Origin of the sequence: Pseudoduganella albidiflava, assembly GCF_004322755.1 — a bacterium.
In the GTDB taxonomy this organism is placed as follows: domain Bacteria; phylum Pseudomonadota; class Gammaproteobacteria; order Burkholderiales; family Burkholderiaceae_D; genus Rugamonas; species Rugamonas albidiflava.
The window spans coordinates 6,273,444-6,298,274 of sequence record NZ_CP036401.1 but is presented as its reverse complement, the minus strand read 5'-3'; the positions used below and the strand labels follow the sequence as shown (position 1 = coordinate 6,298,274).

General features: G+C 64.4%; 24 protein-coding genes. 20 read left to right on the top strand and 4 right to left on the bottom strand.

The window, feature by feature from the left end; all coding sequences use genetic code 11:
• Positions 1 to 117 precede the first annotated feature (117 nt).
• Positions 118 to 309: a hypothetical protein gene (locus EYF70_RS26210; protein ID WP_131148007.1), complete on the bottom strand. Its 192-nt coding sequence runs from the start codon at positions 307 to 309 to the stop codon at positions 118 to 120.
• A gap of 380 nt (positions 310 to 689) precedes the next feature.
• Between EYF70_RS26210 and ubiE the strand changes: the two genes are divergently transcribed.
• The 9 genes from ubiE (at position 690) to nudB (ending at position 9,124) form a co-directional block, all read left to right on the top strand.
• A complete protein-coding gene (gene ubiE, locus EYF70_RS26205; RefSeq protein WP_131148006.1) occupies positions 690 to 1,424 on the top strand; it encodes a bifunctional demethylmenaquinone methyltransferase/2-methoxy-6-polyprenyl-1,4-benzoquinol methylase UbiE in 735 nt (244 codons plus the stop codon).
• Between the two features lie 19 nt (positions 1,425 to 1,443).
• Positions 1,444 to 2,403, top strand: a complete 960-nt coding sequence (locus EYF70_RS26200; RefSeq protein ID WP_131148005.1) for a Tim44 domain-containing protein — start codon at positions 1,444 to 1,446, stop codon at positions 2,401 to 2,403.
• A gap of 171 nt (positions 2,404 to 2,574) precedes the next feature.
• Positions 2,575 to 3,210 carry a ubiquinone biosynthesis accessory factor UbiJ gene (locus EYF70_RS26195; RefSeq protein ID WP_229420570.1) on the top strand — a complete coding sequence of 212 codons (636 nt, stop codon included), beginning with the start codon at positions 2,575 to 2,577 and terminating at the stop codon, positions 3,208 to 3,210.
• Positions 3,207 to 4,775, top strand: a complete 1,569-nt coding sequence (gene ubiB / locus EYF70_RS26190) for a ubiquinone biosynthesis regulatory protein kinase UbiB (protein ID WP_131148004.1) — start codon at positions 3,207 to 3,209, stop codon at positions 4,773 to 4,775. The genes EYF70_RS26195 and ubiB overlap by 4 nt, the downstream gene beginning before the upstream one ends.
• The gene (locus EYF70_RS26185; protein ID WP_131148003.1) at positions 4,776 to 5,393 is read left to right on the top strand and encodes a methyltransferase; all 618 of its coding nucleotides are present in this window, start codon (positions 4,776 to 4,778) and stop codon (positions 5,391 to 5,393) included.
• A gap of 304 nt (positions 5,394 to 5,697) precedes the next feature.
• Positions 5,698 to 6,030, top strand: a complete 333-nt coding sequence (locus EYF70_RS26180) for an FmdB family zinc ribbon protein (protein ID WP_131148002.1) — start codon at positions 5,698 to 5,700, stop codon at positions 6,028 to 6,030.
• A gap of 16 nt (positions 6,031 to 6,046) precedes the next feature.
• Complete coding sequence (locus tag EYF70_RS26175; protein WP_131149357.1) at positions 6,047 to 6,634, top strand: DUF502 domain-containing protein; 588 nt, start codon at positions 6,047 to 6,049, stop codon at positions 6,632 to 6,634.
• 81 nt (positions 6,635 to 6,715) lie between these two features.
• On the top strand, positions 6,716 to 8,521 hold the full coding sequence (gene aspS / locus EYF70_RS26170) for an aspartate--tRNA ligase (RefSeq protein ID WP_174800432.1): 1,806 nt from the start codon (positions 6,716 to 6,718) through the stop codon (positions 8,519 to 8,521).
• A 144-nt stretch (positions 8,522 to 8,665) separates the two neighbouring features.
• Entirely contained in the window at positions 8,666 to 9,124 is a 459-nt protein-coding gene (nudB, locus tag EYF70_RS26165) for a dihydroneopterin triphosphate diphosphatase (protein ID WP_131148001.1), read from the top strand.
• Positions 9,125 to 9,133: 9 nt separating this feature from the next.
• On the opposite strand, the gene EYF70_RS26160 is transcribed toward nudB, so the two are convergent.
• On the bottom strand, positions 9,134 to 9,556 hold the full coding sequence (locus tag EYF70_RS26160) for a PEP-CTERM sorting domain-containing protein (RefSeq protein WP_131148000.1): 423 nt from the start codon (positions 9,554 to 9,556) through the stop codon (positions 9,134 to 9,136).
• 281 nt (positions 9,557 to 9,837) lie between these two features.
• Here EYF70_RS26160 and EYF70_RS26155 point away from each other — a divergent pair, with 281 nt between their 5' ends.
• The 11 genes from EYF70_RS26155 to EYF70_RS26105 all read left to right on the top strand — a co-directional run bounded on the left by EYF70_RS26155 (position 9,838) and on the right by EYF70_RS26105 (position 21,721).
• A complete protein-coding gene (locus tag EYF70_RS26155) occupies positions 9,838 to 10,647 on the top strand; it encodes an endonuclease/exonuclease/phosphatase family protein (RefSeq protein WP_131147999.1) in 810 nt (269 codons plus the stop codon).
• Positions 10,648 to 10,651: 4 nt separating this feature from the next.
• The gene (gene clsB / locus EYF70_RS26150) at positions 10,652 to 11,821 is read left to right on the top strand and encodes a cardiolipin synthase ClsB (protein ID WP_131147998.1); all 1,170 of its coding nucleotides are present in this window, start codon (positions 10,652 to 10,654) and stop codon (positions 11,819 to 11,821) included.
• Positions 11,821 to 12,201 carry an RNA-binding S4 domain-containing protein gene (locus EYF70_RS26145; protein WP_131147997.1) on the top strand — a complete coding sequence of 127 codons (381 nt, stop codon included), beginning with the start codon at positions 11,821 to 11,823 and terminating at the stop codon, positions 12,199 to 12,201. The genes clsB and EYF70_RS26145 overlap by 1 nt, the downstream gene beginning before the upstream one ends.
• Before the next feature lie 501 nt (positions 12,202 to 12,702).
• Positions 12,703 to 13,290 carry a TetR/AcrR family transcriptional regulator gene (locus tag EYF70_RS26140; RefSeq protein ID WP_131147996.1) on the top strand — a complete coding sequence of 196 codons (588 nt, stop codon included), beginning with the start codon at positions 12,703 to 12,705 and terminating at the stop codon, positions 13,288 to 13,290.
• A 77-nt stretch (positions 13,291 to 13,367) separates the two neighbouring features.
• On the top strand, positions 13,368 to 15,158 hold the full coding sequence (locus tag EYF70_RS26135) for an acyl-CoA dehydrogenase C-terminal domain-containing protein (RefSeq protein ID WP_131147995.1): 1,791 nt from the start codon (positions 13,368 to 13,370) through the stop codon (positions 15,156 to 15,158).
• Between the two features lie 19 nt (positions 15,159 to 15,177).
• The gene (locus EYF70_RS26130; RefSeq protein WP_131147994.1) at positions 15,178 to 17,577 is read left to right on the top strand and encodes a 3-hydroxyacyl-CoA dehydrogenase/enoyl-CoA hydratase family protein; all 2,400 of its coding nucleotides are present in this window, start codon (positions 15,178 to 15,180) and stop codon (positions 17,575 to 17,577) included.
• A 25-nt stretch (positions 17,578 to 17,602) separates the two neighbouring features.
• Positions 17,603 to 18,799, top strand: coding sequence for an acetyl-CoA C-acyltransferase (locus EYF70_RS26125; RefSeq protein ID WP_131147993.1), 1,197 nt, complete (start codon positions 17,603 to 17,605; stop codon positions 18,797 to 18,799).
• A gap of 182 nt (positions 18,800 to 18,981) precedes the next feature.
• Positions 18,982 to 19,758, top strand: a complete 777-nt coding sequence (locus tag EYF70_RS26120; RefSeq protein ID WP_131147992.1) for an enoyl-CoA hydratase — start codon at positions 18,982 to 18,984, stop codon at positions 19,756 to 19,758.
• A 15-nt stretch (positions 19,759 to 19,773) separates the two neighbouring features.
• Entirely contained in the window at positions 19,774 to 20,265 is a 492-nt protein-coding gene (locus EYF70_RS26115) for an HAD family hydrolase (RefSeq protein WP_131147991.1), read from the top strand.
• A gap of 170 nt (positions 20,266 to 20,435) precedes the next feature.
• Positions 20,436 to 20,993, top strand: a complete 558-nt coding sequence (locus EYF70_RS26110) for a sigma-70 family RNA polymerase sigma factor (RefSeq protein WP_229420569.1) — start codon at positions 20,436 to 20,438, stop codon at positions 20,991 to 20,993.
• Entirely contained in the window at positions 20,990 to 21,721 is a 732-nt protein-coding gene (locus tag EYF70_RS26105; protein ID WP_131147989.1) for an anti-sigma factor, read from the top strand. The genes EYF70_RS26110 and EYF70_RS26105 overlap by 4 nt, the downstream gene beginning before the upstream one ends.
• A gap of 16 nt (positions 21,722 to 21,737) precedes the next feature.
• Here the strand turns inward: EYF70_RS26105 and EYF70_RS26100 are convergent, their stop codons facing one another.
• The gene (locus EYF70_RS26100) at positions 21,738 to 23,390 is read right to left on the bottom strand and encodes a DUF4394 domain-containing protein (RefSeq protein ID WP_131147988.1); all 1,653 of its coding nucleotides are present in this window, start codon (positions 23,388 to 23,390) and stop codon (positions 21,738 to 21,740) included.
• 126 nt (positions 23,391 to 23,516) lie between these two features.
• Positions 23,517 to 24,764: an MFS transporter gene (locus EYF70_RS26095; RefSeq protein ID WP_131147987.1), complete on the bottom strand. Its 1,248-nt coding sequence runs from the start codon at positions 24,762 to 24,764 to the stop codon at positions 23,517 to 23,519.
• Between the last annotated feature and the right edge of the window lie 67 nt (positions 24,765 to 24,831).

Here is a 24,831-nt window from a genome sequence, read left to right as displayed (position 1 = left end):
AATACAAGCCATGTGCGCTGGCCAGCGCACACGGCGACACAGGCCCGGGCAATGCGCCCGGCAATCAGGAAAAGAGGTCCTGCTGCGCCGCGTTGCGGCGCGCCGTGTGAAACCGGATCAGTTGACCGCGCCGGCGCGGCGGCGCTGCACGTATTCCTCGTAGCGGCGCTGTTCGCGTTCCCAGATATAACGGAACGCGGCACGGGCGGCCGGCGGCAAGGTACGGATCGCCTCGGCATTGAACGCCATCGGCGCGGGCGGCTTGCCACCCTGGGCGCGGCGCGCCTGCGCATCGGTTGCGTCGATCATCTGGCGGGTCGCCTCATCGATCTCCGGAAAGTAAATATCCTTGGGGAGTTGATGTTGAAGCTCCATTGTCTTCCTCCGTATCAGTAGACAGATGCCGTGTCGGAAAGACCGGCTTGCTCACTTAACGCAGCCTTGCCGAAGCTGGTTGACAGATTTTTGAAAAACTGGTGGAAATTGCATATTCGTCAAGGTGTATGGCGATGAAGCACCGTGTATTGGCCTGGCCGATGCCTGCGGATCCGCACTTTCCCACTACGACGGAGCGCCGGGCGGCCCCCGGGCGCTGCCTCCTGGATGACGCTTGTATAATGCCGGGAGATCAACCTGTACCACTGTACTGTCCCACTGTACTGTCCACTGCACTCACCGCACCTACGCTAATGACCAACACCACCCATTTCGGCTACAAGACCGTCAACGAGGATGAGAAAGTAAAGGAAGTCGCCAAGGTCTTCCATTCCGTCGCCGCCAAGTACGACGTGATGAACGATCTGATGTCCGGCGGCCTGCACCGCATCTGGAAGACGTTCACCATTGCCAACGCGGGCGTGCGCCCGGGCATGAAGGTGCTGGACATTGCCGGCGGCACGGGCGACCTGGCCAAGGCATTCGCGAAGCAGGCGGGGCCGACTGGCGAAGTCTGGCTCACCGATATCAACGAATCGATGCTGCGCGTGGGCCGCGACCGGCTCTTGAACAAGGGTCTCGTGACCCCCACCTTGTTGTGTGATGCGGAAAAGCTGCCGTTCCCCGACAATTATTTCGACCGTGTCAGCGTGGCCTTCGGCTTGCGCAACATGACGCACAAGGACCAGGCGCTGGCGGAAATGCGCCGCGTGCTCAAGCCCGGCGGCAAGCTGCTGGTGCTGGAATTCTCGAAAGTCGCGGAACCGCTGCAAAAACCGTATGACCTGTATTCGTTCTCGGTGTTGCCATGGCTGGGCAAGCGCATCGCCAACGATTCGGAAAGTTACCGTTACCTTGCTGAATCGATCCGCATGCACCCCGACCAGGAAACGCTGAAGACGATGATGCAGGCGGCAGGACTGGAGCGGGTCCAGTATTACAACCTGACGGCAGGTGTGGCCGCTTTACATACCGGCATCAAACTGTAATCAACTCTAGGACAAAGCCATGAAACTGAAAAGACTCCTGGTTGGCGCCACCCTCGCGCTGGCCGCCATCTCCATGACGGCGGAGCTTGCCGCGCGCCCGATGGGCGGTGGCAAATCGTTCGGCCGCCAGTCGCAGAGCGTGAAGAACATGGCGCCACGCCAGGCGCAGCCGGCCACGCCGCAGCAGCAGAACGCGGCGCGTCCCGCCAACCAGCCCACGCCGGCGCCGGCCATGCCGGCCAAGAAGCCGAGCATGTGGAAGGGCATCCTCGGCGGCGCACTGCTGGGCCTGGGCCTGGGCGCGCTGCTGTCGCACCTGGGCATCGGCGGCGCGCTGGCCAGCGCCATCGGCACGATCCTCACGTTCGCGCTGATCGCCGCGGCCATCTTCTTCATCTGGCGCCTGATCAAGGGCAAGTCGCAGGGTAACCGTCCTCAGCCGGCCAGCGCCTACGCCGGCGGTTTCGGCGGCGGCAATGGCGGCTTCGGCAACGCAACGCCGCAGGGTGGCTCGGCCACGCCGGAAATCGGTTCGCGCCTGCAGCCGTCCGGTTTCGACCTGAACAAGGCAGCGCCGGCACAGGCGCCGCACCAGCAATGGGGCGTGCCGGCCGACTTCGACCAGGCCGCGTTCCTGCGCCATGCCAAGAGCAATTTCATCCGCCTGCAGGCCGCCTGGGACAAGAGCGACGTGAACGATATCCGTGAATTCACGACGCCGGAAGTGTTTGCCGAACTGCGCATGCAGATCCAGGAACGCAACGGCAAGGCCGACTACACGGACGTGGTGGAAATCGAAGCCGAACTGCTGGGCATTGAAAACACGGGAACCGAGTATGTTGCCTCGGTGCAGTTCTCCGGCCGCGTCAAGCCGGCCCCGGATGCACTGCCGGAACCGCTGAACGAAGTGTGGAACCTGGTCAAGCCGGTCAACGGCGATGCCGGCTGGCTGCTGGGCGGTATCCAGCAGGTCGCCTGAGGTTCCGCATCGGGCGTCCTGTATCGGGCATCCTGTATCGCGCATATCGCCATCAGCGCTTGATGACCATCGTGCAGGGTTAATCTCCAGCAAACTGGTAAGATCGAAACCGCCCCGGAATTCCTGGGCGGTTTTGTTTTTTTGCGCTCCCTAATTTGCGTCGCTGACCACATGTTCCCATTCCCCAGTGCCTTGCCGACCCTGTCGATGCCGGCCGCCGCCACCATCAACCACCTGCTGGCGCAGGAGCCCTGGGCTCGCGCCGAGCTGAAGCAATACGCGGGCAGGGTTGCCCGCATCGATGCGTCGCCCGTCGAGCTGCGCCTGCGCGTGGCCGCGGACGGTATGGTCGAGGCCGCGACTGCCGGGCAGGCGGCCGCTGTCACGATCCGCATGAAACTGTCCGACCTGCCGCTGATCGCGCAAAACCGCGAGCGGGCGTTTTCCTATGTGCAGATCGAAGGCGATGCCGAATTCGCCAACGCGATCTCGCGGCTGTCGCAGGCGCTGCGCTGGGAGGCCGAGCACGACCTGGAGAAGCTGGTGGGGCCGGTGGCGGCGGTGCGCATGGTGGCAGGCGCGAAATCGGCGCTGGCATCGCTGAAGAACGGGCACCGCAAGGCAACGGAAAACGTCGCCGAGTACTTTCTCGAGGAAAATCCGGTGCTCGTGCGGCCCGTGACAGCCCAGGCCTTTGCCGGCGACGTCACGCGACTGCGCGACGATGTCGAGCGTTTCGCCAAGCGGCTGGAGAAGCTGGAACAGAAGATCAACAATAAAACCAAGCAAAGCGTCCACCCTCGATGATCCTGAAATTCCTTCGCCTGTTCAAAATCCTGCGCGTGATCGTCAAGTATGGCCTCGACGAAATCGCGATTTCCGGCTTCGACAAACCCGGCATCAACCGCTTCTTCGACACGGCCTTTTTCTGGCGCGATATCTCGACGGCGCGGGCCATCCGCCTGCGCATGGCGCTGGAAGAGCTGGGCCCCATCTTCGTCAAGCTGGGGCAGGTGCTGTCCACCCGCAGCGACCTGCTGCCTCCCGACCTGATCGCCGAACTGTCCAAGTTGCAGGACCGCGTGCCGCCCTTCGATTCCGACCTGGCGGTGGCGCAGATCGAACGTTCGCTGGGCGCCCACCCGGACCAGCTGTTCGCCCGTTTCGAGCGCGTGCCGGTGGCTTCGGCGTCGATCGCGCAGGTGCACTTCGGCGCGCTGCCGGACGGCACGCCGGTGGCCGTCAAGGTGCTGCGCCCCGGCATGAAGAAATTGATCGACGAGGACGTGGCCCTGATGAACCTGGCCGCCGACATGATCAACCGGCTGTGGAAGGATGCCCACCGCCTGAAGATGAAGGAAGTGGTCGCCGAGTTCGACAAGTACCTGCACGACGAGCTGGACCTGATGCGCGAGGCCGCCAACGCGGCCCAGCTGCGGCGCAACTTCGCCGAGTCGAACCTGCTGATGGTGCCCGAGATGTACTGGGATTACTGCTCCAGCGACGTGATCACGATGGAGCGCATGACCGGCATCCCCGTGTCGCAGATCGACCGGCTGGTGGAAGCCGGCGTCGACATGAAAAAGCTCAGCAGCGATGGCGTGGAGATTTTCTTCACGCAAGTGTTCCGCGATGGCTTCTTCCATGCCGACATGCACCCGGGGAATATCCTCGTGTCGATCGACCCGGCCACGTTCGGCCGCTACATCGCGCTGGACTTCGGCATCGTCGGCACGCTGAACGACTACGACAAGGATTACCTGTCGCAGAACTTCCTGGCGTTCTTCCGCCGCGACTACAAGCGGGTGGCCGAGGCCCACATCGAATCGGGCTGGGCGCCCAAGGATACCCGGGTCGACGAGCTGGAGGCGGCCGTGCGGGCGTGTTGCGAACCGATCTTCGACCGGCCGCTGAAGGACATCTCGTTCGGCCAGATTTTGCTACGCTTGTTCCAGACATCGCGCCGTTTCAATGTCGAGGTGCAGCCGCAGCTGGTGCTGCTGCAAAAGACGCTGCTCAATATCGAAGGCATGGGCCGCGTGCTGGACCCGGACCTGGATTTGTGGAAGACCGCGCGCCCGCACCTGGAGCGCTGGGTATCGGAGCAGGTGGGCTGGCGCGGGCTGGTGGACAAGCTGAAGGCGGAAGCGCCCCGGTATTCGCATATCCTGCCGCAGTTGCCGCGCCTGACGCACCAGGCGCTGACGGCGCTGGGCGAGCGCGACAACAGTACCAACGAGTTGCTGCGGCAACTCGCGGAGGAACAGCGACGCACCAACCGTTTACTGAGCTTTTTCGTTTATTTCGTCGGTGCATTCGTGGCTGGGGCCGTCGGCTTCCAGGCCTGGCTGCGCTGGCATGGAGTGATGTGAATGCCTGAATTCGATACGCGCGACCCCCTCGATCCCGGTTTCTGGGATGAACGCTTCGCCCAGCAATTCATGCCCTGGGACCTGGGCGGCATTCCCGAGCAACTGCGCCGCCTGGTCGCTTCGCGCGATGCCGCGGCCGATGCGGCGGTCGTGCCACCCGTCGCCCTGATCCCCGGCGCCGGCTCCGCCTACGAGCTCGACCTGATGTGCGAGGCCGGCTGGGAAGCGCTGGCCATCGATTTCTCGCCCATCGCGGTGGCGCGGGCGAAACAGGTGGTCAAGCGCTGGCCCGAGCGGATCGTGCAGGCCGATTTCTTCGCCTGGCAGCCGCCTCAGGCACTGGACGTGATCTACGAGCGCGCCTTCCTGTGCGCCCTGCCGCCGGAGCACCAGCCGCGCGTGGTGCAGCGATGGGCCGAACTGCTGCCGCACGACGGCTTGCTGGCCGGCTACTTCTTCTTTGGCGACACGCCCAAGGGCCCGCCGTTCGGCATCGCCCGCGCCGAGCTGGACACGCTGCTGGCGCCGCATTTCACCCTAGTCGAGGACGAACCCGTTCCCGATTCGCTGCCCGTCTTCGATGGCCAGGAGCGGTGGATGGAGTGGCGGCGCCGCTAACGCGCACTGGCTGAGCCCGTGTCAGCGTGCCTGACCCCCTGACACGGCCTCGACCATTCCACGTGTTAGGGTGCCTGGAAGGAGTGATCCCTTGCAAGGGATCACCGCATTGCAGGCGAGCAGCGGTGCTGCCCGAGACCCCTGCAATGCCCCCCTGACACGGCCTCGACCATTCCAGGCCGCTCTTTTTGAAACATTTCTGCAAAATCGGAGCCTGTCACTAGTTTTCCGCCCCGGCAAGTGAGGCTGTGTCCGCAAAAACACTTATAATTCAGGGTTTTTGATGTTTTTTGCGGAGTAACAGATGCCTATCTATGCCTACCGCTGCGAGGAATGTGGCTTTGCCAAGGATGTGCTGCAAAAGATCTCCGATCCGCAGCTCACGGAATGCCCTTCCTGCGGCAAGTCCACCTTCAAGAAGCAGTTGACCGCGGCCGGCTTTCAATTGAAGGGCACCGGCTGGTACGTGACCGATTTCCGTGGCGGCAATAAGCCAGCCACCGGCGTGGCCGGCGGTGCGGCGAAAGCCGACAGTTCTAGTGGCGATGGTTCGAAAACGGAATCATCGGCTGCCTCGTCGCCTGCGCCCGCGGCGCCGACCGTGCCGGCGGCAACCGGCACCGGCGACAAGAAATAAGGTGCTGATGAACACGATTCGCAAGTGCTTCCTGACGGGGTTGCTGGTCCTGGTGCCGCTGGCCATCACGGCCTGGGTGTTGAACATCATCATCGGCACGCTGGACCAGTCGCTGCTGTTCGTCCCGGAACGCTGGCAGCCGCGCACGCTGGTGGGCTTCGACATTCCCGGATTCGGCGCGATCCTGACCATCCTCATCGTGTTCGTCGTCGGCCTGCTGGCCAACAACCTGATCGGCAACTACATCCTGCGGCTGTGGGAAAAGCTGCTGCACCGGATTCCGGTCGTCAGCTCGCTGTACGGCAGCGTGAAGCAGGTGTCGGACACGCTGTTTTCATCGTCCGGCAATGCCTTCCGCAAGGCCGTGCTGATTCCGTACCCGCACGCGGACTCGTACACGATCGGGTTCCTGACGGGCGCTCCCGGTGGCGACGTCAAAAACCACCTGGTGGGAGACTATGTCTCCGTGTATGTGCCAACGACGCCGAACCCGACTTCCGGTTTCTTCCTGATGATGGCGCGCGAAAACGTGGTGGAGCTCGACATGACCGTCGACGCCGCCCTGAAGTACATCGTATCGATGGGCGTGGTCTCTCCCGAATGAAGCGTCCGAATGATGCGCCCGAATGACCCAATTGCTGTCCAGCTCGACTACAGCTCAAATTAACCTGAACGAGAAATAACCATGTCAATGCGTACTCACTACTGCGGGCTCACCACCGAAGCCCTGCTGGGCCAAACCGTCAGCCTGTGCGGCTGGGTGCATCGTCGCCGCGACCACGGCGGCGTGATCTTCATCGACCTGCGCGACCGCGAAGGCCTGGTGCAGATCGTCTGCAATCCGGAGCAGGCCGACGTCTTCAAGACGGCCGAGTCCGTGCGTAACGAGTACTGCCTGCGCGTCACCGGCATCGTCAAGGACCGCCTGGCCGGTACCGTCAACAACAACCTGAAGTCCGGCAAGATCGAAGTGGTCTGCTCGCAGCTGGAAGTGCTGAACCCGTCCGTGGCCGTGCCGTTCCAGCTGGACGACGACAACCTGTCCGAAACCACCCGCCTGACGCACCGCGTGCTGGACCTGCGCCGCCCGCAAATGCAGAACAACCTGCGCCTGCGCTACAAGGTGACGATGGAAGTGCGCAAGTACCTGGACGAGCTGGGCTTCATCGACATCGAAACGCCGACGCTGACCAAGTCCACCCCGGAAGGCGCACGCGACTACCTGGTGCCGTCCCGCGTGAACGCCGGCCAGTTCTTCGCGCTGCCGCAATCGCCGCAGCTGTTCAAGCAGCTGCTGATGGTGGCCAACTTCGACCGCTACTACCAGATCACCAAGTGCTTCCGCGACGAAGACCTGCGTGCCGACCGCCAGCCTGAATTCACGCAGATCGACTGCGAAACCTCGTTCCTGAACGAGCAGGAAATCCGCGACCTGTTCGAAGACATGATCCGCAAGGTCTTCAAGAACACGCTGTCGATCGACCTGCCGAACCCGTTCCCGGTGATGGACTTCTCGGAAGCCATGGGCCTGTACGGTTCCGACAAGCCGGATATGCGCGTCAAGCTGCAGTTCACCGAACTGACCGAAGTGATGAAGTCGGTGGACTTCAAGGTCTTCTCCGCCGCCGCCAACCTGCCGAACGGCCGCGTGGTGGGCATGCGCGTGCCGAAGGGCGCCGAGATGCCGCGTTCGGAAATCGACGCGTACACCCAGTTCGTCGCCATCTACGGCGCCAAGGGCCTGGCGTACATCAAGGTCAACGAGAAGGCCAAGGGCCGTGATGGCCTGCAGTCGCCGATCGTGAAGAACATCAACGACGAAGCGCTGGCCAAGATCCTGGAACTGACGGGTGCCGAAGACGGCGACCTGATCTTCTTCGGCGCCGACAAGGCGAAGGTCGTCAACGACGCGATCGGCGCGCTGCGCGTGAAGATCGGCCACAGCGAATTCGGCAAGAAGAACGGCCTGTTCGACGACGTGTGGGCACCGCTGTGGGTGATCGACTTCCCGATGTTCGAATACGACGAGGAAGACGACCGCTGGACCGCCACGCACCACCCGTTTACCGCGCCGAAGGATGGCCACGAAGACATGCTGGAAACCAATCCGGGCGCCTGCATCGCCAAGGCCTACGACATGGTGCTGAACGGCTGGGAACTGGGCGGCGGCTCGATCCGTATCCACAAGGAAGACGTGCAGTCGAAAGTGTTCCGCGCGCTGAAGATCGGTGCCGAGGAAGCGCGCCTGAAGTTCGGCTTCCTGCTCGACGCGCTGCAGTACGGCGCGCCGCCGCACGGTGGCCTGGCGTTCGGCCTGGACCGCATCGTCACGCTGATGACGAAGTCGGACTCGATCCGCGACGTGATCGCCTTCCCGAAAACGCAGCGCGCCCAGGATCTGCTGACGCACGCGCCATCGGAAGTGGACGAGAAGCAGCTGAAAGAGCTGCACATCCGCCTGCGCGCCGCCGAGCCGAAAGTGGCTGGCTAAAAAGTGAAAGGGCGCCTCGGCGCCCTTTTTTATGCCTGTCGATTCAATCGCAATGACCCCGGAAGCGGACCCTGGGGTCAGACCCGGCGGGTCTGACCCCGGCATTTGCCGTTGGGGCAAGCAAGCGACGCAGCCCTTTAGCGTATGACCAAACCCCCGAAAATCCCCATCTCCGTCCTGGTCGTCATCCACACGGCCGACCTGCAGGTGCTGCTGATCGAGCGCGCCGGCCACCCCGGTTTCTGGCAGTCCGTCACCGGCTCGCTGGATGCGGTCGACGAACCGCTGGCGGGCACCGCCACGCGCGAGCTGTTCGAGGAAACCGGCATCGTGGTCGATGGCCAGCGCATCGCGCTGCGCGACTGGCATTTATCGAACGTGTACGAGATCTACCCGATCTGGCGCCACCGCTACGCGACCGGTGTCACGCACAACACGGAACACGTGTTCAGCGTGGAAGTGCCGCGCGATATCCCCATCATGCTGTCGCCACGCGAGCACACCGCGCACGTGTGGCTGCCCCATCTCGCGGCGGCGGACAAGTGCTTCAGCGCGTCGAACGCGGAAGCCATCCTGCAACTGCCGCGCATTCTGGGGCGCTGACGGCGGATCTCAGCGCACGGCTGGCCGGCGCGAGCGCCGCAGCTGGGCGATCAGCAGCGCGACACCGGCCGCGCCCAGCAGGGGCAGGCTGCCGGGTTCGGGCTCGCTTTGCCCCTGGGCCTGCGGACGGTAGGCCAGATCGCCGGCAAGGAATTCGCCGAAGTAGGCGCCGGTCTGGTTGAACAGCGATACCGAACCGGGGGCTGGCGCGCCCTGGTCCGTGCCGGCCATGCCGATCGGCGCATCGGTTTCAAATACCAGGCGGCTGGCGGCCTGCTGGGGCGCGCCATTGCCGTGGCCGGGCGCGCCGGCAGCCGTGATACCGGCAGCGGCTGGTTGCGTATCCGGCAGCATGGCAAACGCCGGGGTGGATGCCGCCGCCAGCGTGGCCAGCGCAGTGCAAAGCGTCGTGCAGAAAGTTCTGATCGCCATAAAGCCTCCCGTTCGCGTCAGTTAGTATTGGAAACTCGAAGTTCCTCTGTTGAATAGACTATAGGCCATTCCTCTCACCTCGGCAGCAACAAAAGTGTGAATGGCACACAATTGGCGCAGTTGCCATGCAGGAAAACCACGGGCCGGAGTAAAGTAGAGAAATTGGCGCGGCGCCGGGCCGCGAGGCAGGCCTGCGGGTGCCAGCCGCGGATTCATGCATGAATTCGCCGCCGCACGATTGCCCGGGATGAAAGAGCACGGTTGGCGCTAGAATGGCTTTCATGAAGATCAAAGTCGCCACCTACAATATCCACAAGGGCGTGTCCTACCGCAGCAAGCCGCGGGTGCTCGCACTCAAGCAGGCCATCGCCGCCTTCGATGCCGACCTGATCTTCCTGCAGGAAGTGCAGGGGCAGCACGACCGGATCGCCGCCCGCTTCGGCGAAGAGCGCCATGGGCCCAAGCACTGGCCCGAGCGCAGCCAGCATGAATTCTTCGCGGGCGAATCGCACCAGTCCGTGTATGGCCTGAACGCGCAATACGACCATGGCCACCACGGCAACGCGCTGCTGTCGAAGTACCCGATCGCCAAGTGGACCAATACCGACGTTTCCGACCATGCCTATGAAGCGCGCGGCATCCTGCACTCCATCGTGGAAACGCCCAAGGGCGTGGTGCATTGCTACGTGATCCACCTGGGCCTGTTCGAACGCAGCCGCGTGCGGCAGGTGGAGGCGCTGATCGACGCGGTGAACCTTTCCGCACCCAATAACGAACCGGTGATCATCGCCGGCGATTTCAATGACTGGCGCAACACGCTGAGCGCCAAACTGCGCAAGGCGCTGGGAGTGGTCGAGGTCTTCGACGAGATCGGTGCCGGCTCCAGCCTGGGCGACCTGGTCCGTACCCTGGCGCGGCGGCAGGCGGCGGTCCGTCCGGCCCGCACCTTCCCATCCGCCTTGCCCTTCTTTCGCCTGGATCGCATCTACGTCCGCGGCTTCGAGGTAGAATCGGCGCAGGTCCTGCATGGTCCGATCTGGGCCAAGCTGTCGGACCATGCACCGCTCGTCGCTACCCTGAAACTGTTATAGCGTTATGCGCCCTGTCGATTTCATCGCCGACAACGAAGTCAAACTCCTGCACTGCGGTACCGAATTCTTCCCTGCCTTGATGGAAGCGATCGATGCCGCGCAGTATGACGTTTACTTCGAGACTTACATTTTCGCGGACGATGAAACAGGGCAAGCCGTGCAGGCCGCGCTGATGCGCGCGGCGAAGAGGGGCGTGACGGTGCGCATGATTACCGACTGGTTCGGCACCGGTGCCGGGCGGGTCAAGCGGATGCATGCGCAATTGCTCGAGGCGGGCGTCGGGCACCGTATCTTCAATCCGTGGTTCAAGCGCGGCATTTCGCGCACCCATCGCAAGATCTGCGTCGTCGACCGCTGCATCGCCTTCGTGGGCGGCATCAATGTCAACGACGACATGTTTTGCGACTACAACCATGCCATCAGCCTGACCGCGCCGCGCTGGGATTTCGCCGTGGCGGTCAAGGGGCCGCTGGTGGCGAATATCCACAAGGAAGCCGTGGCGCAATGGCGGCGCCTGGGCCGCATGCCGCTCACCGAGCGGATCGGCTTGTACCAGGAAACGCGCCGCGCCAACAAGGCCGCCGCGGAAGCCAGCACCACCGTGCATGCCGGCTTCGTGGTGCGCGACAACCTGCGCAACCGCAACACCATCCAGCGCGCCTACCTGAAGGCCATGGGCGCGGCGCGCAAGAGCGTGCTGCTGGCGAACCCATATTTCGCGCCCGGCCGCAAGTTCCGGCGCGCGCTGTCGCAAACGGCGCAGCGCGGCGTCGAAGTGATCCTGCTGATCGGCGTGGGCGAGCACTGGCTGCAGGATGCGGTGGCGCATTCGTTCTATCCGAAACTGCTGGCCTCCGGCGTGCGGGTAGTGGAGTATCGCAAGACCCAGCTCCATGCCAAGGTGGCCGTGATCGACGATGAATGGGCCACCGTCGGCTCTTCCAATGTGGATGGACTGAGCCTTTTCTTGAACCAGGAAGCGAATGTCGTGATCAAGGATGCCGCCTTCGCCAAGGATTTGCGCAGGCACATCGAGGTGGCCCTGGCCGAAGGCGTGGAAATCCACGCGCACGAATTCCAGCACGTCGGCCGCTTCCGCCGCATCGGCTACGAGATCGCCTACGTGGTGTACCGCACGCTGATGCGCATTTTTGCAGTGGGAAAATACGCTTGATGGATAACGTAAGGATCGACAAATGGCTGTGGGCGGCGCGCTTCTTCAAGACCCGCAACCTGGCCATCGACGCGATCGACAACGGTAAAGTAAAAATCAACGGCGACCGCGTGAAGCCGGCGCGGCTCGTCAAGCTGGGCGAAAAGCTGTACATCAACAACGGTTCCGACGAATGGGATGTGCTGGTGGTCGGCCTGTCGGACCAGCGGCAGGGCGCGCCGATCGCCCGCACCCTGTATGAGGAAAGCGAGGAATCGCTGGCCCGGCGCGCCAAGGAAGCGGAGCGGCGCAAGCTGTTCCACGAACCGGCGGCCGACCTGAAGGGCCGGCCGACCAAGCGCGACCGGCGCGCCCGGGACCAGATCGACCATGGGGAGTGACTTCGGTCGCTTCCGTGGTGAAAACCGGTGGCTCGACAGGGGTTTCGCGGAGCATGCTCCGCGCCTGTCAAGCGATGATGGCATGCATGCCGTCACTCCTTCCAGGCACCATTTTTTGTACTTCGGTCGCTTCCGTGGTGAAAACCGGTGACAGGCACCATTTTTTTGGAAACAGCACCCAAAAAAATGGAGCCAGTCACCCCTGCTAACACAGCCGCGGGTGCGCCAGCAGCCGACATCCACTGCCGCGGATGTGCGGGCAGCCAACATCTGGCGCGTCTGGTTTTTCCGCTGTCAACCCCCGCGCGCAAGGCCGGGTGCAAAATAGAACGCCACCTCTAACGATCCCGTTTGACATTTATCCAGCCCTGGATAATAGTACGAGCGTTCGTAATTTTTTTCACACGAAGCAAACCTGCCGGGGGAAAATCGAAGTTCCTTTCTCTCCTGAAGCCGGACGCCAAAGTGAGTAACTTAGCCATCAATACTTCGACAAAATTCATGCGCAAGGGCGAAATGACCCGCGCCGCCATCCTCGACGTGGCGTTGGACCTGGCCAGCCGTGACGGACTGGAAGGCCTGACCATCGGCTTGCTGGCGGACCGGATGAACATGAGTAAATCGGGCGTATTCGCCCACTTTGGCTCGCGTGAAGATTTACAGCTGGAAGTGTTGAAGCTTTACCACCGCCGTTTCGAACAAGAAGTGTTTTACCCCAGCATCAAGGAAGCGCGCGGCTTGCCGCGCCTGCGCATGATGTTCGCGCACTGGGTCAAGCGCGTGTCCGTCGAGATCGCGTCCGGCTGTATTTATATCAGCGGCGCCGTCGAGTACGACGACCGCCCGGGCCCGATCCGCGAAGCGCTGGTGACGATGGTCGGTGCCTGGCAGGGCGCGCTGTTGCGCGCCACGCAGCAGGCGATCGAATGCGGTCACCTGAAGGCGGATACCGATGCGCAGCAGCTGGTGTACGAGATGTATGGCCTGATCCTGGCCGTACACCACGATGCCCGCTTCCTGCGCATCCCCGGCGCCGTCGAACGCGCCACGGTCGGCTTCAACCGCCTGGTCGAAAACTATCAGTCTTGAATTTACAGTCATAACACCTGCCGCATCCACAAGGTGCGGCATCAATCACACTTAGCCTACAGTCGCAGGAGATAAACATGGGTCAATACGTCGCGCCAATCCGGGATATGCAATTCGTTCTGCATGAGTTCCTGAAGGTGGAAGAGCAGCTCAAGGAACTGCCGGCCCACGCCGAGACCGATGCCGACATCATCAACGCCGTGCTGGAAGAAGGCGCGAAGTTCACGTCCGAAGTGCTGTTCCCGCTGAACCACTCCGGCGACCGCGAAGGCTGCCACCACGATGTCGAAGCGAAGACCGTCACCACGCCGAAAGGCTACAAGGAAGCGTACAAGCAGTACGTGGAAGGTGGCTGGGCGGCGCTGGCGTGCGATCCCGAATACGGCGGCCAGGGCTTGCCGGTGGTGCTGAACAACTCGTTCTACGAGATGCTGAACTCGTCGAACCAGGCATGGACGATGTACCCGGGCCTGTCGCATGGCGCCTACGAGTGCCTGAAGGAACACGGTACGGACGAGCAGAAGAAGACCTACCTGCCGAAGCTGGTGTCGGGCGAATGGACCGGCACCATGTGCCTGACCGAACCGCATTGCGGCACCGACCTGGGCCTGCTGCGCACCAAGGCGCTGCCGAACGACGACGGTTCCTGGACCATCACCGGCAACAAGATCTTCATCTCGGCCGGCGAGCATGACATGTCGGAAAACATCCTGCACCTGGTGCTGGCCCGCGTGCCGGACGCACCGGAAGGCTCGAAGGGCATCTCGCTGTTCCTGGTCCCGAAATTCCTGCCGGACGGTAACGGCGGCATCGGCGAGCGCAACCCGATCTTCTGCGGCGCCATCGAAGAAAAGATGGGCATCCACGGCAACTCCACCTGCCAGATGAACCTGGACGGCGCCAAGGGCTGGATCATCGGCCAGCCGAACAAGGGCCTGAACGCGATGTTCGTGTTCATGAACGCCGCCCGCCTGGGCGTGGGCATGCAGTCGCTGGGCCTGACCGAAGTGGCTTACCAGAATGCGCTGGTATACGCCAAGGACCGCCTGCAAATGCGCTCCCTGTCCGGCGCCAAGGCACCGGACAAGCCAGCCGACCCGATCATCGTGCACCCGGACGTGCGCCGCATGCTGCTGACGGCGAAAGCCTTCGCCGAAGGCGCCCGCGCGCTGACCAGCTACGTGGCCCTGCAGATCGACCGTGAACTGAACCACCCGGACGAAGAAGTGCGCAAGGAAGCCGGCGACGAAGTGGCCCTGCTGACGCCGATCGTGAAAGCCTTCATCACCGACAACGGCTGGATCGCCACCTCGGAAGCGATGCAGGTGTTCGGCGGCCACGGCTACATCGCCGAATGGGGCATGGAGCAGTACGTGCGCGACGCCCGCATCAACATGATCTACGAAGGCACCAACACCGTGCAGTCGCTGGACCTGCTGGGCCGCAAGATCCTGATGGACAACGGTTCGAAGCTGCGCAAGTTCGGCGAGAAGATCCGCGCCTTCGTGGAAGAGAACGGCACCGATGAAGCGATGTCCGAATTCGTCACGCCGCTGGGCGACCTGGGCGAGAAAGTCACCAAGCTGACGATGGAAATCGGCATGAAGGCCTTCCAGAACCAGGATGAAGTGGGCGCCGCCGCCGTGCCTTACCTGCGCGTTGCCGGCCACCTGGTGTTCTCGTACTTCTTCGCGCAGATGGCCAAGATCGCGCTGGAGAAGCAGGATTCGGACGACAAGTTCTACAAGGCCAAGCTGGCCACCGCGCGCTTCTACTTCGGCCGCCTGTACCCGGAAACCGCGATGCTGATCCGCCAGGCACGCTCGGGCGCATCGAACCTGATGGCGCTGGACGCCGACCTGTTCTAACAGACCAAGGACAACAACAATGACCAATTTCACTGTCAAAAAAGTCGCCGTGCTCGGCGCCGGCGTGATGGGCGCGCAGATCGCCGCCCACTGCGTGAACGCCAAGGTGCAGGTCGTGCTGTTCGACCTGCCAGGCAAGGAAGGCACGCCGAAGAACGGCATCGTCCTGAAAGCCATCGAAAACCTGAAAAAACTGTCGCCGGCACCGCTGGGCGACAAGGAAGACGCCGCGCTGATCCAGGTCGCCAACTATGAGGACAACCTGGACCAGCTGGCCGACTGCGACCTGATCATCGAAGCGATCGCCGAGCGCCTGGACTGGAAGCACGACCTGTACAAGAAAGTGGCCCCGCACATCGGCGCCAACGCGATCTTCGCGTCGAACACGTCCGGCCTGCCGATCCACCAGCTGGCTGAAGGCTTCGACGCGGAACTGAAGGCGCGCTTCTGCGGCGTGCACTTCTTCAACCCGCCGCGCTACATGCACCTTGTGGAACTGATCCCCACCGAAGCGACCCGTCCGGAAATCCTGGACCAGCTGGAAACCTTCCTGACCTCCGTGCTGGGCAAGGGCGTGGTGCGTGCGAAAGACACGCCGAACTTCATCGCCAACCGTGTCGGCATCTTCGGCATGCTGGCCACCATCCACCAGGCCGAGAAGTTCGGCCTGTCGGTGGACGTCGTCGACGACCTGACCGGCGCCAAGCTGGGTCGCGCCAAGTCCGGCACCTTCCGCACGGCGGACGTGGTCGGCCTGGACACGATGGGCCACGTGATCAAGACCATGCAGGACAACCTGAAGGACGATCCGTTCGCCAGCGTCTACAAGACGCCCGACATCCTGGCGAAGCTGATCGAGAAGGGCGCGCTGGGCCAGAAGGCCGGCGGCGGCTTCTACAAGAAGGTCGGCAAGGATATCCAGCGCCTCGACTTCGCCACCGGCGAATACGTGGCCGGTGGCGGCAAGGCCGCCGACATCATCGCCCGCATCCTGAAGGAAAAGGACCCGGTCAAGAAATTCAAGGCGCTGCGCGAATCGACCAACCCGCAAGGCCAGTTCCTGTGGGCGATCTTCCGCGACGCGTTCCACTACATCGCCTACCACCTGGACACGATCGCCGACAACGCACGCGACGTGGACTTCGCCATGCGCTGGGGCTTCGGCTGGAAAGTCGGCCCGTTCGAAACGTGGCAGGCCGCCGGCTGGAAGCAGATCGCCGAGTGGGTGAAGCAGGATATCGAAGAAGGCAAGGCGCTGACGGACGCACCGCTGCCGGCTTGGGTCTTTGACGAGAAAGTGGCCGACAAGGGCGTGCATACGCCGGAAGGCTCGTACTCCGCCAAGTCGAACAGCTACGTGCCGCGCTCGAACCTGGCCGTCTATGAACGCCAGGCATTCCGCGCCCCGGTACTGGGCAGCGGCGACACCGACCCGTCGAAAGCCGGCACCACCGTCTTCGAAGACAACGACGTGCGCCTGTGGCATTCCGGCGACGACGTGCTGGTGATCTCGCTGAAAACCAAGATGCACGTGATCGGCCAGGGCGTCATCGATGGCCTGAAGCGCGGCCTCGCCGAAGCCGAGAAGAACTTCAAGGGCCTGGTGATCTGGGGTACCGACGCGGCCGAAGGCGGCGCGTTCTCCGCCGGCGCCGACCTGCAATCGGCCCTGCCGGCCTTCATGGCCGGTGGCCCGAAGGCGCTCGATCCGCTGATCAAGGACCTGCAGAACACCTTCATGGCGATGAAGTACTCGAACGTGCCGGTGGTGGCCGCGGTGGCTGGCCTGGCGCTGGGCGGCGGCTGCGAGATGGCGCTGCATGCGTCGCGCCGCGTGGCGTCGATCGAGTCGTACATCGGCCTGGTGGAAGTGGGCGTGGGCCTGATCCCGGCCGGCGGCGGCCTGAAGGAAGCGGCGGCACGCGCCGCCAAGGAAGCCAAGGGCAACGACATCCTGCAATTCCTGAAGACGGGCTTCATGAACGCGGCCACCGCGAACGTGTCGAAATCCGCGCTGGAAGCCAAGGCGATGGGTTACCTGAAGGAAGACGACATCATCGTCTTCAACCCGTATGAACTGCTGCACGTGGCGAAGGTCACCGCGCGCTCGATGTTCGATTCCGGCTACCGCGCACCGCTGCAGCGCCCGGTCACGGTCACCGGCCGCTACGGCTGGGCCACGATCCGCGGCCAGCTGGTCAACATGCGCGACGGCGGCTTCATCTCCGCGCACGACTACAAGCTGGGCGACATGATCGCCGAGATCGTTTCCGGCGGCGACATCGACCAGGGCAGCGTGGTGTCCGAGCAGTGGCTGCTGGACATGGAACGCAAGGCCTTCCTGGAACTGCTGAACAACCCGAAATCGCAGGAACGGATCATGGGCATGCTGCAGACCGGCAAACCGGTGCGTAACTAATCGCGGCCGACATCAAGGAAAAAACATGAGCAAACAACTGCAAGACGCATACATCGTCGCCGCGACCCGCACCCCGATCGGCAAGGCCCCGCGCGGCGTGTTCAACAAGACCCGCCCGGACGACCTGCTGGTGCACGCGATCCGCGGCGCCATGGCCGCCGTGCCGAACCTGGACCCGGCACTGATCGTCGACGCGATCATCGGCTGCTCGTTCCCGGAAGCGGAGCAGGGCTTCAACGTGGCGCGTAACGCCGTGGTGCTGGCCGGCCTGCCGAACACCGTGGGCGGCGTGACCGTCAACCGCTACTGCGCATCGGGCATCACCGCGCTGGCGATGGCGGCCGACCGCATCCGCGTCGGCGAAGCCGACGTGATGATCGCCGGCGGCGTCGAATCGATGTCGATGGTGCCGATGATGGGCCACCATCCCTCCATTAATATGGAGACGTTCAGGGACGAGAACGTGGGCCTGGCCTACGGCATGGGCCTGACCGCCGAGAACGTGGCCAAGCAGTGGAAGATCTCCCGCGAAGACCAGGATGCGTTCGGCCTGGAATCGCACCGCCGCGCCATCGCCGCCCAGCAGGCCGGCCTGTTCAAGGACGAGATCACCGCGGTGGAAGCCATCACCCGCACGCCGGACCTGAAGACCGGCGAGATCAAGGTATCGAAGCGCCTGGTCGAGAACGACGAAGGCCCGCGCGCCGATGCGTCGGCCGAAGGCATGGCCAAGCTGAAGCCGGTGTTCGCCGCCAAGGGTTCCGTGACGGCGGCCACGTCGTCGCAGATGTCCGACGGCGCCGGCGCGCTGATCGTGGTCTCCGAGAAGATCCTGCGCGAACACAACCTGACGCCGCTGGCCAAGTTCTCGTCGTTCGCCGTGCGCGGCGTGCCGCCGGAAATCATGGGCATCGGCCCGAAGGTGGCGATTCCGGCAGCGCTGGCCGCCGCCGGCATCACGCAGGACCAGCTGGACTGGATCGAACTGAATGAAGCGTTCGCGGCGCAAGCGCTGGCCGTGATCCGCGACCTGAATCTTGATACGAGCAAGGTGAACCCGATGGGCGGCGCGATCGCGCTGGGCCATCCGCTCGGCGCGACCGGCGCTATCCGCGCCGCGACCGTCGTGCACGCCCTCCGTCGCAACAACCTGAAGTACGGCATGGTCACGATGTGCGTGGGTGCCGGCATGGGCGCCGCGGGCATCATCGAACGCGTGTAAAAACAAACAAGGCGCCGCCGGTGCATCCTTACCCCAACGACAACAGCCGGGGTCAGACCCATCGGGTCTGACCCCAGGTTTCGCAGTGGGGTTTGGTATGAAGCCGGTGGCCCGCTAGCAACAAAAGGGCGCCGTGGATATGATTCCCGGCGCCCTTTATTCATCTGGAAGAAGGAAGAGACATGACGATCGAAGTCAGCAAGGCCAACGGCATCCTCACGCTGGAATTCAACCGCATCGAACGCAAGAACGCGATCACCTCGGCGATGTACCAGTCGCTGGCCGATGCGATCAACGCCGCCCAGGACGACACCGACGTGCGCGCCATCCTCCTGGCCGGCAAGCCGGAAGCCTTCACGGCCGGGAACGACCTGGAAGATTTCATGAAGACGGCGGCTACCTACACCGGCGCTTTCGGCGACCGCCCCGTGTTCCAGTTCATGCGCGCGCTGTCCGGATCGGCCAAGCCGGTGGTCGCCGCCGTCAGCGGCCTGGCCATCGGCATCGGCACCACCCTGCTGATGCACTGCGACCTGGTCTACGCGGCCGACGGCACGAAATTCTCGGTGCCGTTCACGCAGCTGGGGCTGTGCCCGGAATTCGGTTCCTCGCTGCTGATGCCGCTGGCCGGCGGCCACGCGCGCGCCGCCGAGAAGCTGATGCTGGGCGAGCCGTTCACCGCGCAGGAAGCCTACGACATGGGCATCGTCTCGAAGGTGCTGCCCGCCGCCGAGGTGCTGGACCATGCCCGCGCACAGGCCGCGAAACTGGTCGCGCTGCCCGCCGCGTCGATCCGCACCACCAAGCGGCTGATGACTTCTTCGCGCAAGGCGCAGCTGGAAGCCATCATCGCCGAGGAGAGCAAGCTGTTCTTCGAGATGCTGCAAGGCGCCGAGGCGAAGGAAGCGTTTACCGCCTTCTTCGAGAAGCGGAAGCCGGACTTCACGAAGTTCAGCTGATGCTACACTGGGCCGATGGCCCGCCCGCTCCTCATATTCGACCTGGATGAGACCCTGGTACACGCCACCACGGCGAACCTGGAATGGCCCGCGGACTTCCTGTTCGCGGGCTATCGCGTCCACAAGCGGCCTTTTCTCTCCACGCTGCTGCAGCGGGTCGAACCGCTCTACGACCTGGCGGTCTGGTCGTCCGGCTCGCCGCTGTACGTGGAGCGGATCGCCAGCGAAGTGTTCGGTACCTTCCCACTGAAATTCGCGTGGAACGCCGAACGCTGCATCCAGCGCGTCGACCTCCGCACGCAGGGCTATGTGTACATCAAGGACTTGCGCAAGGTACGAAGCCAGGGCTACGACGTGGAGCGCATCACGATCGTGGACGATTCGCCGGAAAAGATTTGCAGGCAGCCCCGCAATCACGTGCTGGTGAAAGCGTTCCTGGGCGACCCCACGGACCGCGAGTTGCTCGCAATTGCCGATCTGCTGGTCGCCCGGGCCAGCCGGGAATGATGCGAGCCGGCCAGGGCGGCATGGCTGCCTGGCTCACCGATTCATCCTTCACGTGCTGCGCGGACGCCGCATTGGCCGATTGCAAGACGCGCGCGCCCATCTGCCTCATCCATCTATATAATCGCCCACACCGGGCTTGGTTTCCGCCCACTACCCGACGACGAAACCCCGTGCCCATCGCCCCCGACCAGTTCGACTACGAAGCCGCCTTGCGCGGCTGCGCGCGCGGCGACCGCCAGTCGCTGCGCAAGCTGTACGACCAGGAGGCACCGCGCCTGCTGGGCGTGGCGCTGCGCATCGTGCGCGAGCGCCAGGCAGCGGAGGATGTGCTGCACGACGCCTTCGTCAGCATCTGGACGAAAGCCGGAACCTTCGATGCGGCGCGTGGCGCGGGCCGCGGCTGGATCTACAGCATCGTGCGGTACCAGGCACTGGATGCGATCCGCAGCGGGGCGCGCGAAGTGCTGGTCGACGACGAGGAAGCGCTGGACACCATCGACAGCGACGCCACGGCGCACATCGCCGATGCCTTCGAATTGCGGCAAGACCTCGGCCGCCTGGAACACTGCCTGACACAGCTCGACGCGGCCAAGCGCAACAGCATCTTGTATGCGTACGTGGACGGCTGCTCGCACAGTGAAATCGCCGAACGCCTGAAGTCGCCGCTGGGTACCGTCAAGGCATGGATCAAGCGCGGCCTCACCGCGCTGCGGGAGTGCATGGTATGAGACCGATCCGCGATCCCCACGAAGTCGCCGGCGAATACGTGCTCGGCACCTTGTCCGCCGAACGGCGCCGCGAAGTCGAGCAGGCCTTGCCGGACGATGCCGCGCTGCGCAGCGCCGTGCAGTACTGGGAGCAAAGGCTGCTGCCGCTGACGGAACTGGCCGAGCCGGTCGAGCCATCGGCCGCGCTGTGGGCGCGCATCGAGCGCAGTATCGAAGCGTCGACGGCGGCGGCACCGGCGGCACCGGCAACCGCGCCTGTGCGCGGCAAGGCGCCCGGAACCGGCTGGTGGAACAAGCTCGATCTGTGGCGCGGCCTGGCCGCCGGCGGCTTCGCGGCCGCGGCGATCATGGCGGTGGTGGTGGGCGTGCGCATGCAGGCGCCGGAAGCGCCGAACTACATGGTGGTGCTGGCCACGCCGCAGAACGCGGCGCCGGGCTGGGTGATCCGCGCTACCGGGCCGAATTCGATCCGCCTCGAACCGCTGGTGAAGACCGCCGTGCCGGCGCAGCGCGCGCTGCAATTGTGGACCAAGGCCGATGGCTGGAGTGGCCCGGTGTCGCTGGGCCTCGTCACGCCGGGCCGGGCGGTCGACGTGCGGCTGGATAAACTGCCGCCGCTGCAGCCGAACCAGCTGTTCGAGATCACGCTGGAACCGGAGCAGGGCTCGCCGATCGGCCGCCCGACGGGACCGATCCTCTACATCGGCCGCGCCGTGAAGGTCATGTAGGCGCGGCCCTGCCTCCTTACTTGATCGCGATGGCGATGTCGCGCAAGCCCGGCACGCCAGTGCCGATCACGGATGCCGCCGGTGTCGCTGCACCGTTGACGGGCGTCGCTACGCCGGACATCAGGTCGATCCGGTACAGGGTGCTGGGCCCCGTGGCCGAGCTGCGCAGCGCCGCCAGTGCCAGGCCGTTCGCACCACCGGCGATATCCATGCCCACGTCGCCGGCGGCATCCACGCCCAGCCGGCCCACGTCCACCAGCGTGCCGTCGTTCGGCGGTGTCTGCATCGCCAGCACGTCGGTAGCCGTGTCCAGGTCGAACAGGATGGTTGCCGTCGCGCCGGCGATGCTGTTGTTATAGGCGGCGGCCGTGACCATGGCCGCGCCGCTCGCGCGATTGATGGCGCCGTCGGTGGTCGTCGCGCCCGTATCGACATTGATGCGCAGGCTCTGGCCCATGTTGCCGATCACGCGCAGGCGGTCCGCCACCGGGTTGAAGTCCACCGCGAACGCGGTGCCGGCGATCGCGGCGTAGGGCGCGGTGGTATCGGCGGTGTCGGCCATCAGCGTGGCTTTCACGGTGGCGACGCCGGTCGCCGGATCGATCGTCACGATGCGCGCGGCCGACGTGATCCCGTACAGCATGCCGTCCTTTGGCCGGATATCGATGCCCAGCAGCGTTTCGCCGCCATTCAGGCCCGATACGGCGACCGTGGTGTCGATCGTGTTCGGCGTGGCCACCTTGAAGGCGACCAGGCGGTTGTCGTCCGTCAGCCCATGGATGACGGGTGCCTGGGCCGGTTTCAGCGCGATGCCGCGGATGTCTTCCGAGCCGCCCACCGCGGCCACCAGCGTGGCAGGGGTCGAGGTTGCCGCCAGGTTGATGCTGTACAGGTTGCGCGCGCCGGCCACGGTCGCCACCATGTAGCCCATGTTGGTGCGCGCATCGATGTCGAAGCCGTTGGCCGCCGAGGCGTCGATGCCCAGCGCGACGGGCGTGGCCAGCGTGCCGTTGTTCGGCGGGTTCTGGATGTACAGCATGTCGGTCACGGTATCGAGCGCGTACAGCGTGGTGGTGCCGGTGCCGGCGAACGAATTCGTGTACGCCGATGCGGTGACCTGCGTCGTGGCGGCGCCGCCGTTGATGTTGCCGTCGGTGGTAGTGGCGCCCGTGTCGACATTGATGCGCAGGCTTTGCCCCATGTTGCCGACCACGCGCAGCCGGTCGGCGACCGGATTGAAGTCCACGCCGAAGTCGGTGCCGTCCAGTGCCGTGAACGGTGCGGTGGTGTCGGCCGCATCGGCCATCAATGTGGCTTTCAGCGTGGCGGCCCCGCTCGCGGTATCGATGGTGTACAGGCGGCCCGTCGAACCCACGCCATACAGCTTGCCGTCCGCCGGGCGGAAGTCGATGCCGAGCAGGTTTTCGCCGGCCTGCAGCCCGGAGATCATGGCGGTGGTGCGTACCGTGCCCGGCATGTCGCGGTTGAAGGAAATCAGCTTGTTGCTGGCGGTCAAGGCAAACACGTCGCCCGGCACCACCGGCACGCCCGGCGTGGGGGTGGGCATCGGCGTTCCGGTGTCGTTGTGGTTGCCGCCGCCACCGCAGGCGGCGATGCCGAACGCGAGCGAAATGGCCAGGGCAAGGGTGGAAAACTGTGGTCGGTTCATGATCGGTCCTCGGTAGTTGTAAGCTCAACAGCTGCCGGGATGGCAATGTTGTGCATGTACTACTCGCGGGAGGACCGATTGGATGCAGCGTATCGAAAATATTTTTTCCGGTATCCGCGGAGCCCCTCAGGCCGTCGCCACCCGGGGTGCCGGCCGCTCTTCCCTGATCGGCAGGTTCACCAGCGCCGCCGCCAGGGCCAGTGCGGCATCGGCCCACCACATCCAGCTGTAGTCGCCCGTCACCGTCACCGCCACGCCGCCCAGCCAGGCGCCGAAGAAGCCGCCCACCTGGTGGCTGAACAGCGTAAGCCCGAACAGCGTGGCGAGGTAGCGGGTGCCGAACAGTTTCGCGGTCAGCCCGGCGGTCGGCGGCACGGTGGCCAGCCACGTCGCGCCCAGCACCGCGGCGAACACGTAGAACGTCAGCGGCACTTTCGGCGCGGCGAGGTACAGCAGAACGGCGATGGCGCGCGACGCGTACATCCACGACAGGATCGTCTTCATCCGCACCCGGTTGCCCAGCGCACCAGCGGCCAGGCTGCCGGCCACGTTGGCCAGGCCGATGATGGCCAGCGATGCCGATGCCACGTTCGCGTCCAGCCCGCACAGGCTGACTTCACCCGGCATGTGCGTGACGAGAAAGGCGATATGGAAGCCGCAGGTGAAAAAGCCGGCATGCAGGCACCAATAGCTCCGGTCGCGCAGCGCGATCTTCAGTTGCTGGCGCAGCGTGATGCCGGCCGATTCCGCCGCGGCGCTGGCCGGTGGCCGGGGCTGGCCGCGCAGCCACCATGCCATCGGCGCGGTGGTCAGGGCGATCGCCGCCATCATCCACATCGCGTGCATCCAGCCGAACGCCGACATCACGGCCTGGTTCAGCGGCGCGAACACGAACTGGCCCATGCTGCCGCCCGCGTTGATCACGCCGCCGGCGAACGAACGGCGCTCGGCCGGAATGTGCTTGGCCGTGGCGCCGATCAGGATCGAGAAGCTGCCGGCGCCCGCGCCGGCGGCGCTGAGGATGCCGATCGCGAAGATCAGGCCCCACTCGCTCGTCACCTGCGTGGTCAGCGCGGAGCCGGCGGCCAGCATCACGGCGCCCAGCACGATGACGCGGCCCGGACCCCAGCGGTCGGCGGCGGCGCCGAACACCGGCTGGACCACGCCCCATACCAGCTGGGCGATCGCCATCGCGAAGCTGATCGTGGCGATGCCCAGTCCCGTATGCGTGTTCAGCGGCGAAAGAAACAGCCCCATCGAGCCGCGCGTACCCATCGTCACCATCAGGATCGCGGCCGCCACCAGCACGAATGTCCAATGGCCAGTGGCGCCGCGGGCGGCAGGCGGGGAAGTTGTCCGGAGCGAGGTAAGCATGGGATTTCCAGAGTCGAAGGGAGCACCCATTATCGACAGCGGGCAAGGCCGGGACAAATGATAAGAT

What these genes read in the sequence shown, in the direction of transcription:
- EYF70_RS26105 (WP_131147989.1), top strand. Translation starts at nt 20,990, where the DNA reads ATGAGACCGATCCGCGATCCCCACGAAGTCGCCGGCGAATACGTGCTC.
- ubiE (WP_131148006.1), top strand. Translation starts at nt 690, where the DNA reads ATGACCAACACCACCCATTTCGGCTACAAGACCGTCAACGAGGATGAG.
- EYF70_RS26135 (WP_131147995.1), top strand. Translation starts at nt 13,368, where the DNA reads ATGGGTCAATACGTCGCGCCAATCCGGGATATGCAATTCGTTCTGCAT.
- EYF70_RS26100 (WP_131147988.1), bottom strand. Translation starts at nt 23,390, where the DNA reads ATGAACCGACCACAGTTTTCCACCCTTGCCCTGGCCATTTCGCTCGCG.
- aspS (WP_174800432.1), top strand. Translation starts at nt 6,716, where the DNA reads ATGTCAATGCGTACTCACTACTGCGGGCTCACCACCGAAGCCCTGCTG.
- EYF70_RS26200 (WP_131148005.1), top strand. Translation starts at nt 1,444, where the DNA reads ATGAAACTGAAAAGACTCCTGGTTGGCGCCACCCTCGCGCTGGCCGCC.
- EYF70_RS26185 (WP_131148003.1), top strand. Translation starts at nt 4,776, where the DNA reads ATGCCTGAATTCGATACGCGCGACCCCCTCGATCCCGGTTTCTGGGAT.
- EYF70_RS26130 (WP_131147994.1), top strand. Translation starts at nt 15,178, where the DNA reads ATGACCAATTTCACTGTCAAAAAAGTCGCCGTGCTCGGCGCCGGCGTG.
- EYF70_RS26120 (WP_131147992.1), top strand. Translation starts at nt 18,982, where the DNA reads ATGACGATCGAAGTCAGCAAGGCCAACGGCATCCTCACGCTGGAATTC.
- EYF70_RS26095 (WP_131147987.1), bottom strand. Translation starts at nt 24,764, where the DNA reads ATGCTTACCTCGCTCCGGACAACTTCCCCGCCTGCCGCCCGCGGCGCC.
- EYF70_RS26195 (WP_229420570.1), top strand. Translation starts at nt 2,575, where the DNA reads ATGTTCCCATTCCCCAGTGCCTTGCCGACCCTGTCGATGCCGGCCGCC.
- EYF70_RS26155 (WP_131147999.1), top strand. Translation starts at nt 9,838, where the DNA reads ATGAAGATCAAAGTCGCCACCTACAATATCCACAAGGGCGTGTCCTAC.
- clsB (WP_131147998.1), top strand. Translation starts at nt 10,652, where the DNA reads ATGCGCCCTGTCGATTTCATCGCCGACAACGAAGTCAAACTCCTGCAC.
- ubiB (WP_131148004.1), top strand. Translation starts at nt 3,207, where the DNA reads ATGATCCTGAAATTCCTTCGCCTGTTCAAAATCCTGCGCGTGATCGTC.
- nudB (WP_131148001.1), top strand. Translation starts at nt 8,666, where the DNA reads ATGACCAAACCCCCGAAAATCCCCATCTCCGTCCTGGTCGTCATCCAC.
- EYF70_RS26115 (WP_131147991.1), top strand. Translation starts at nt 19,774, where the DNA reads ATGGCCCGCCCGCTCCTCATATTCGACCTGGATGAGACCCTGGTACAC.
- EYF70_RS26140 (WP_131147996.1), top strand. Translation starts at nt 12,703, where the DNA reads ATGCGCAAGGGCGAAATGACCCGCGCCGCCATCCTCGACGTGGCGTTG.
- EYF70_RS26210 (WP_131148007.1), bottom strand. Translation starts at nt 309, where the DNA reads ATGATCGACGCAACCGATGCGCAGGCGCGCCGCGCCCAGGGTGGCAAG.
- EYF70_RS26160 (WP_131148000.1), bottom strand. Translation starts at nt 9,556, where the DNA reads ATGGCGATCAGAACTTTCTGCACGACGCTTTGCACTGCGCTGGCCACG.
- EYF70_RS26180 (WP_131148002.1), top strand. Translation starts at nt 5,698, where the DNA reads ATGCCTATCTATGCCTACCGCTGCGAGGAATGTGGCTTTGCCAAGGAT.
- EYF70_RS26125 (WP_131147993.1), top strand. Translation starts at nt 17,603, where the DNA reads ATGAGCAAACAACTGCAAGACGCATACATCGTCGCCGCGACCCGCACC.
- EYF70_RS26145 (WP_131147997.1), top strand. Translation starts at nt 11,821, where the DNA reads ATGGATAACGTAAGGATCGACAAATGGCTGTGGGCGGCGCGCTTCTTC.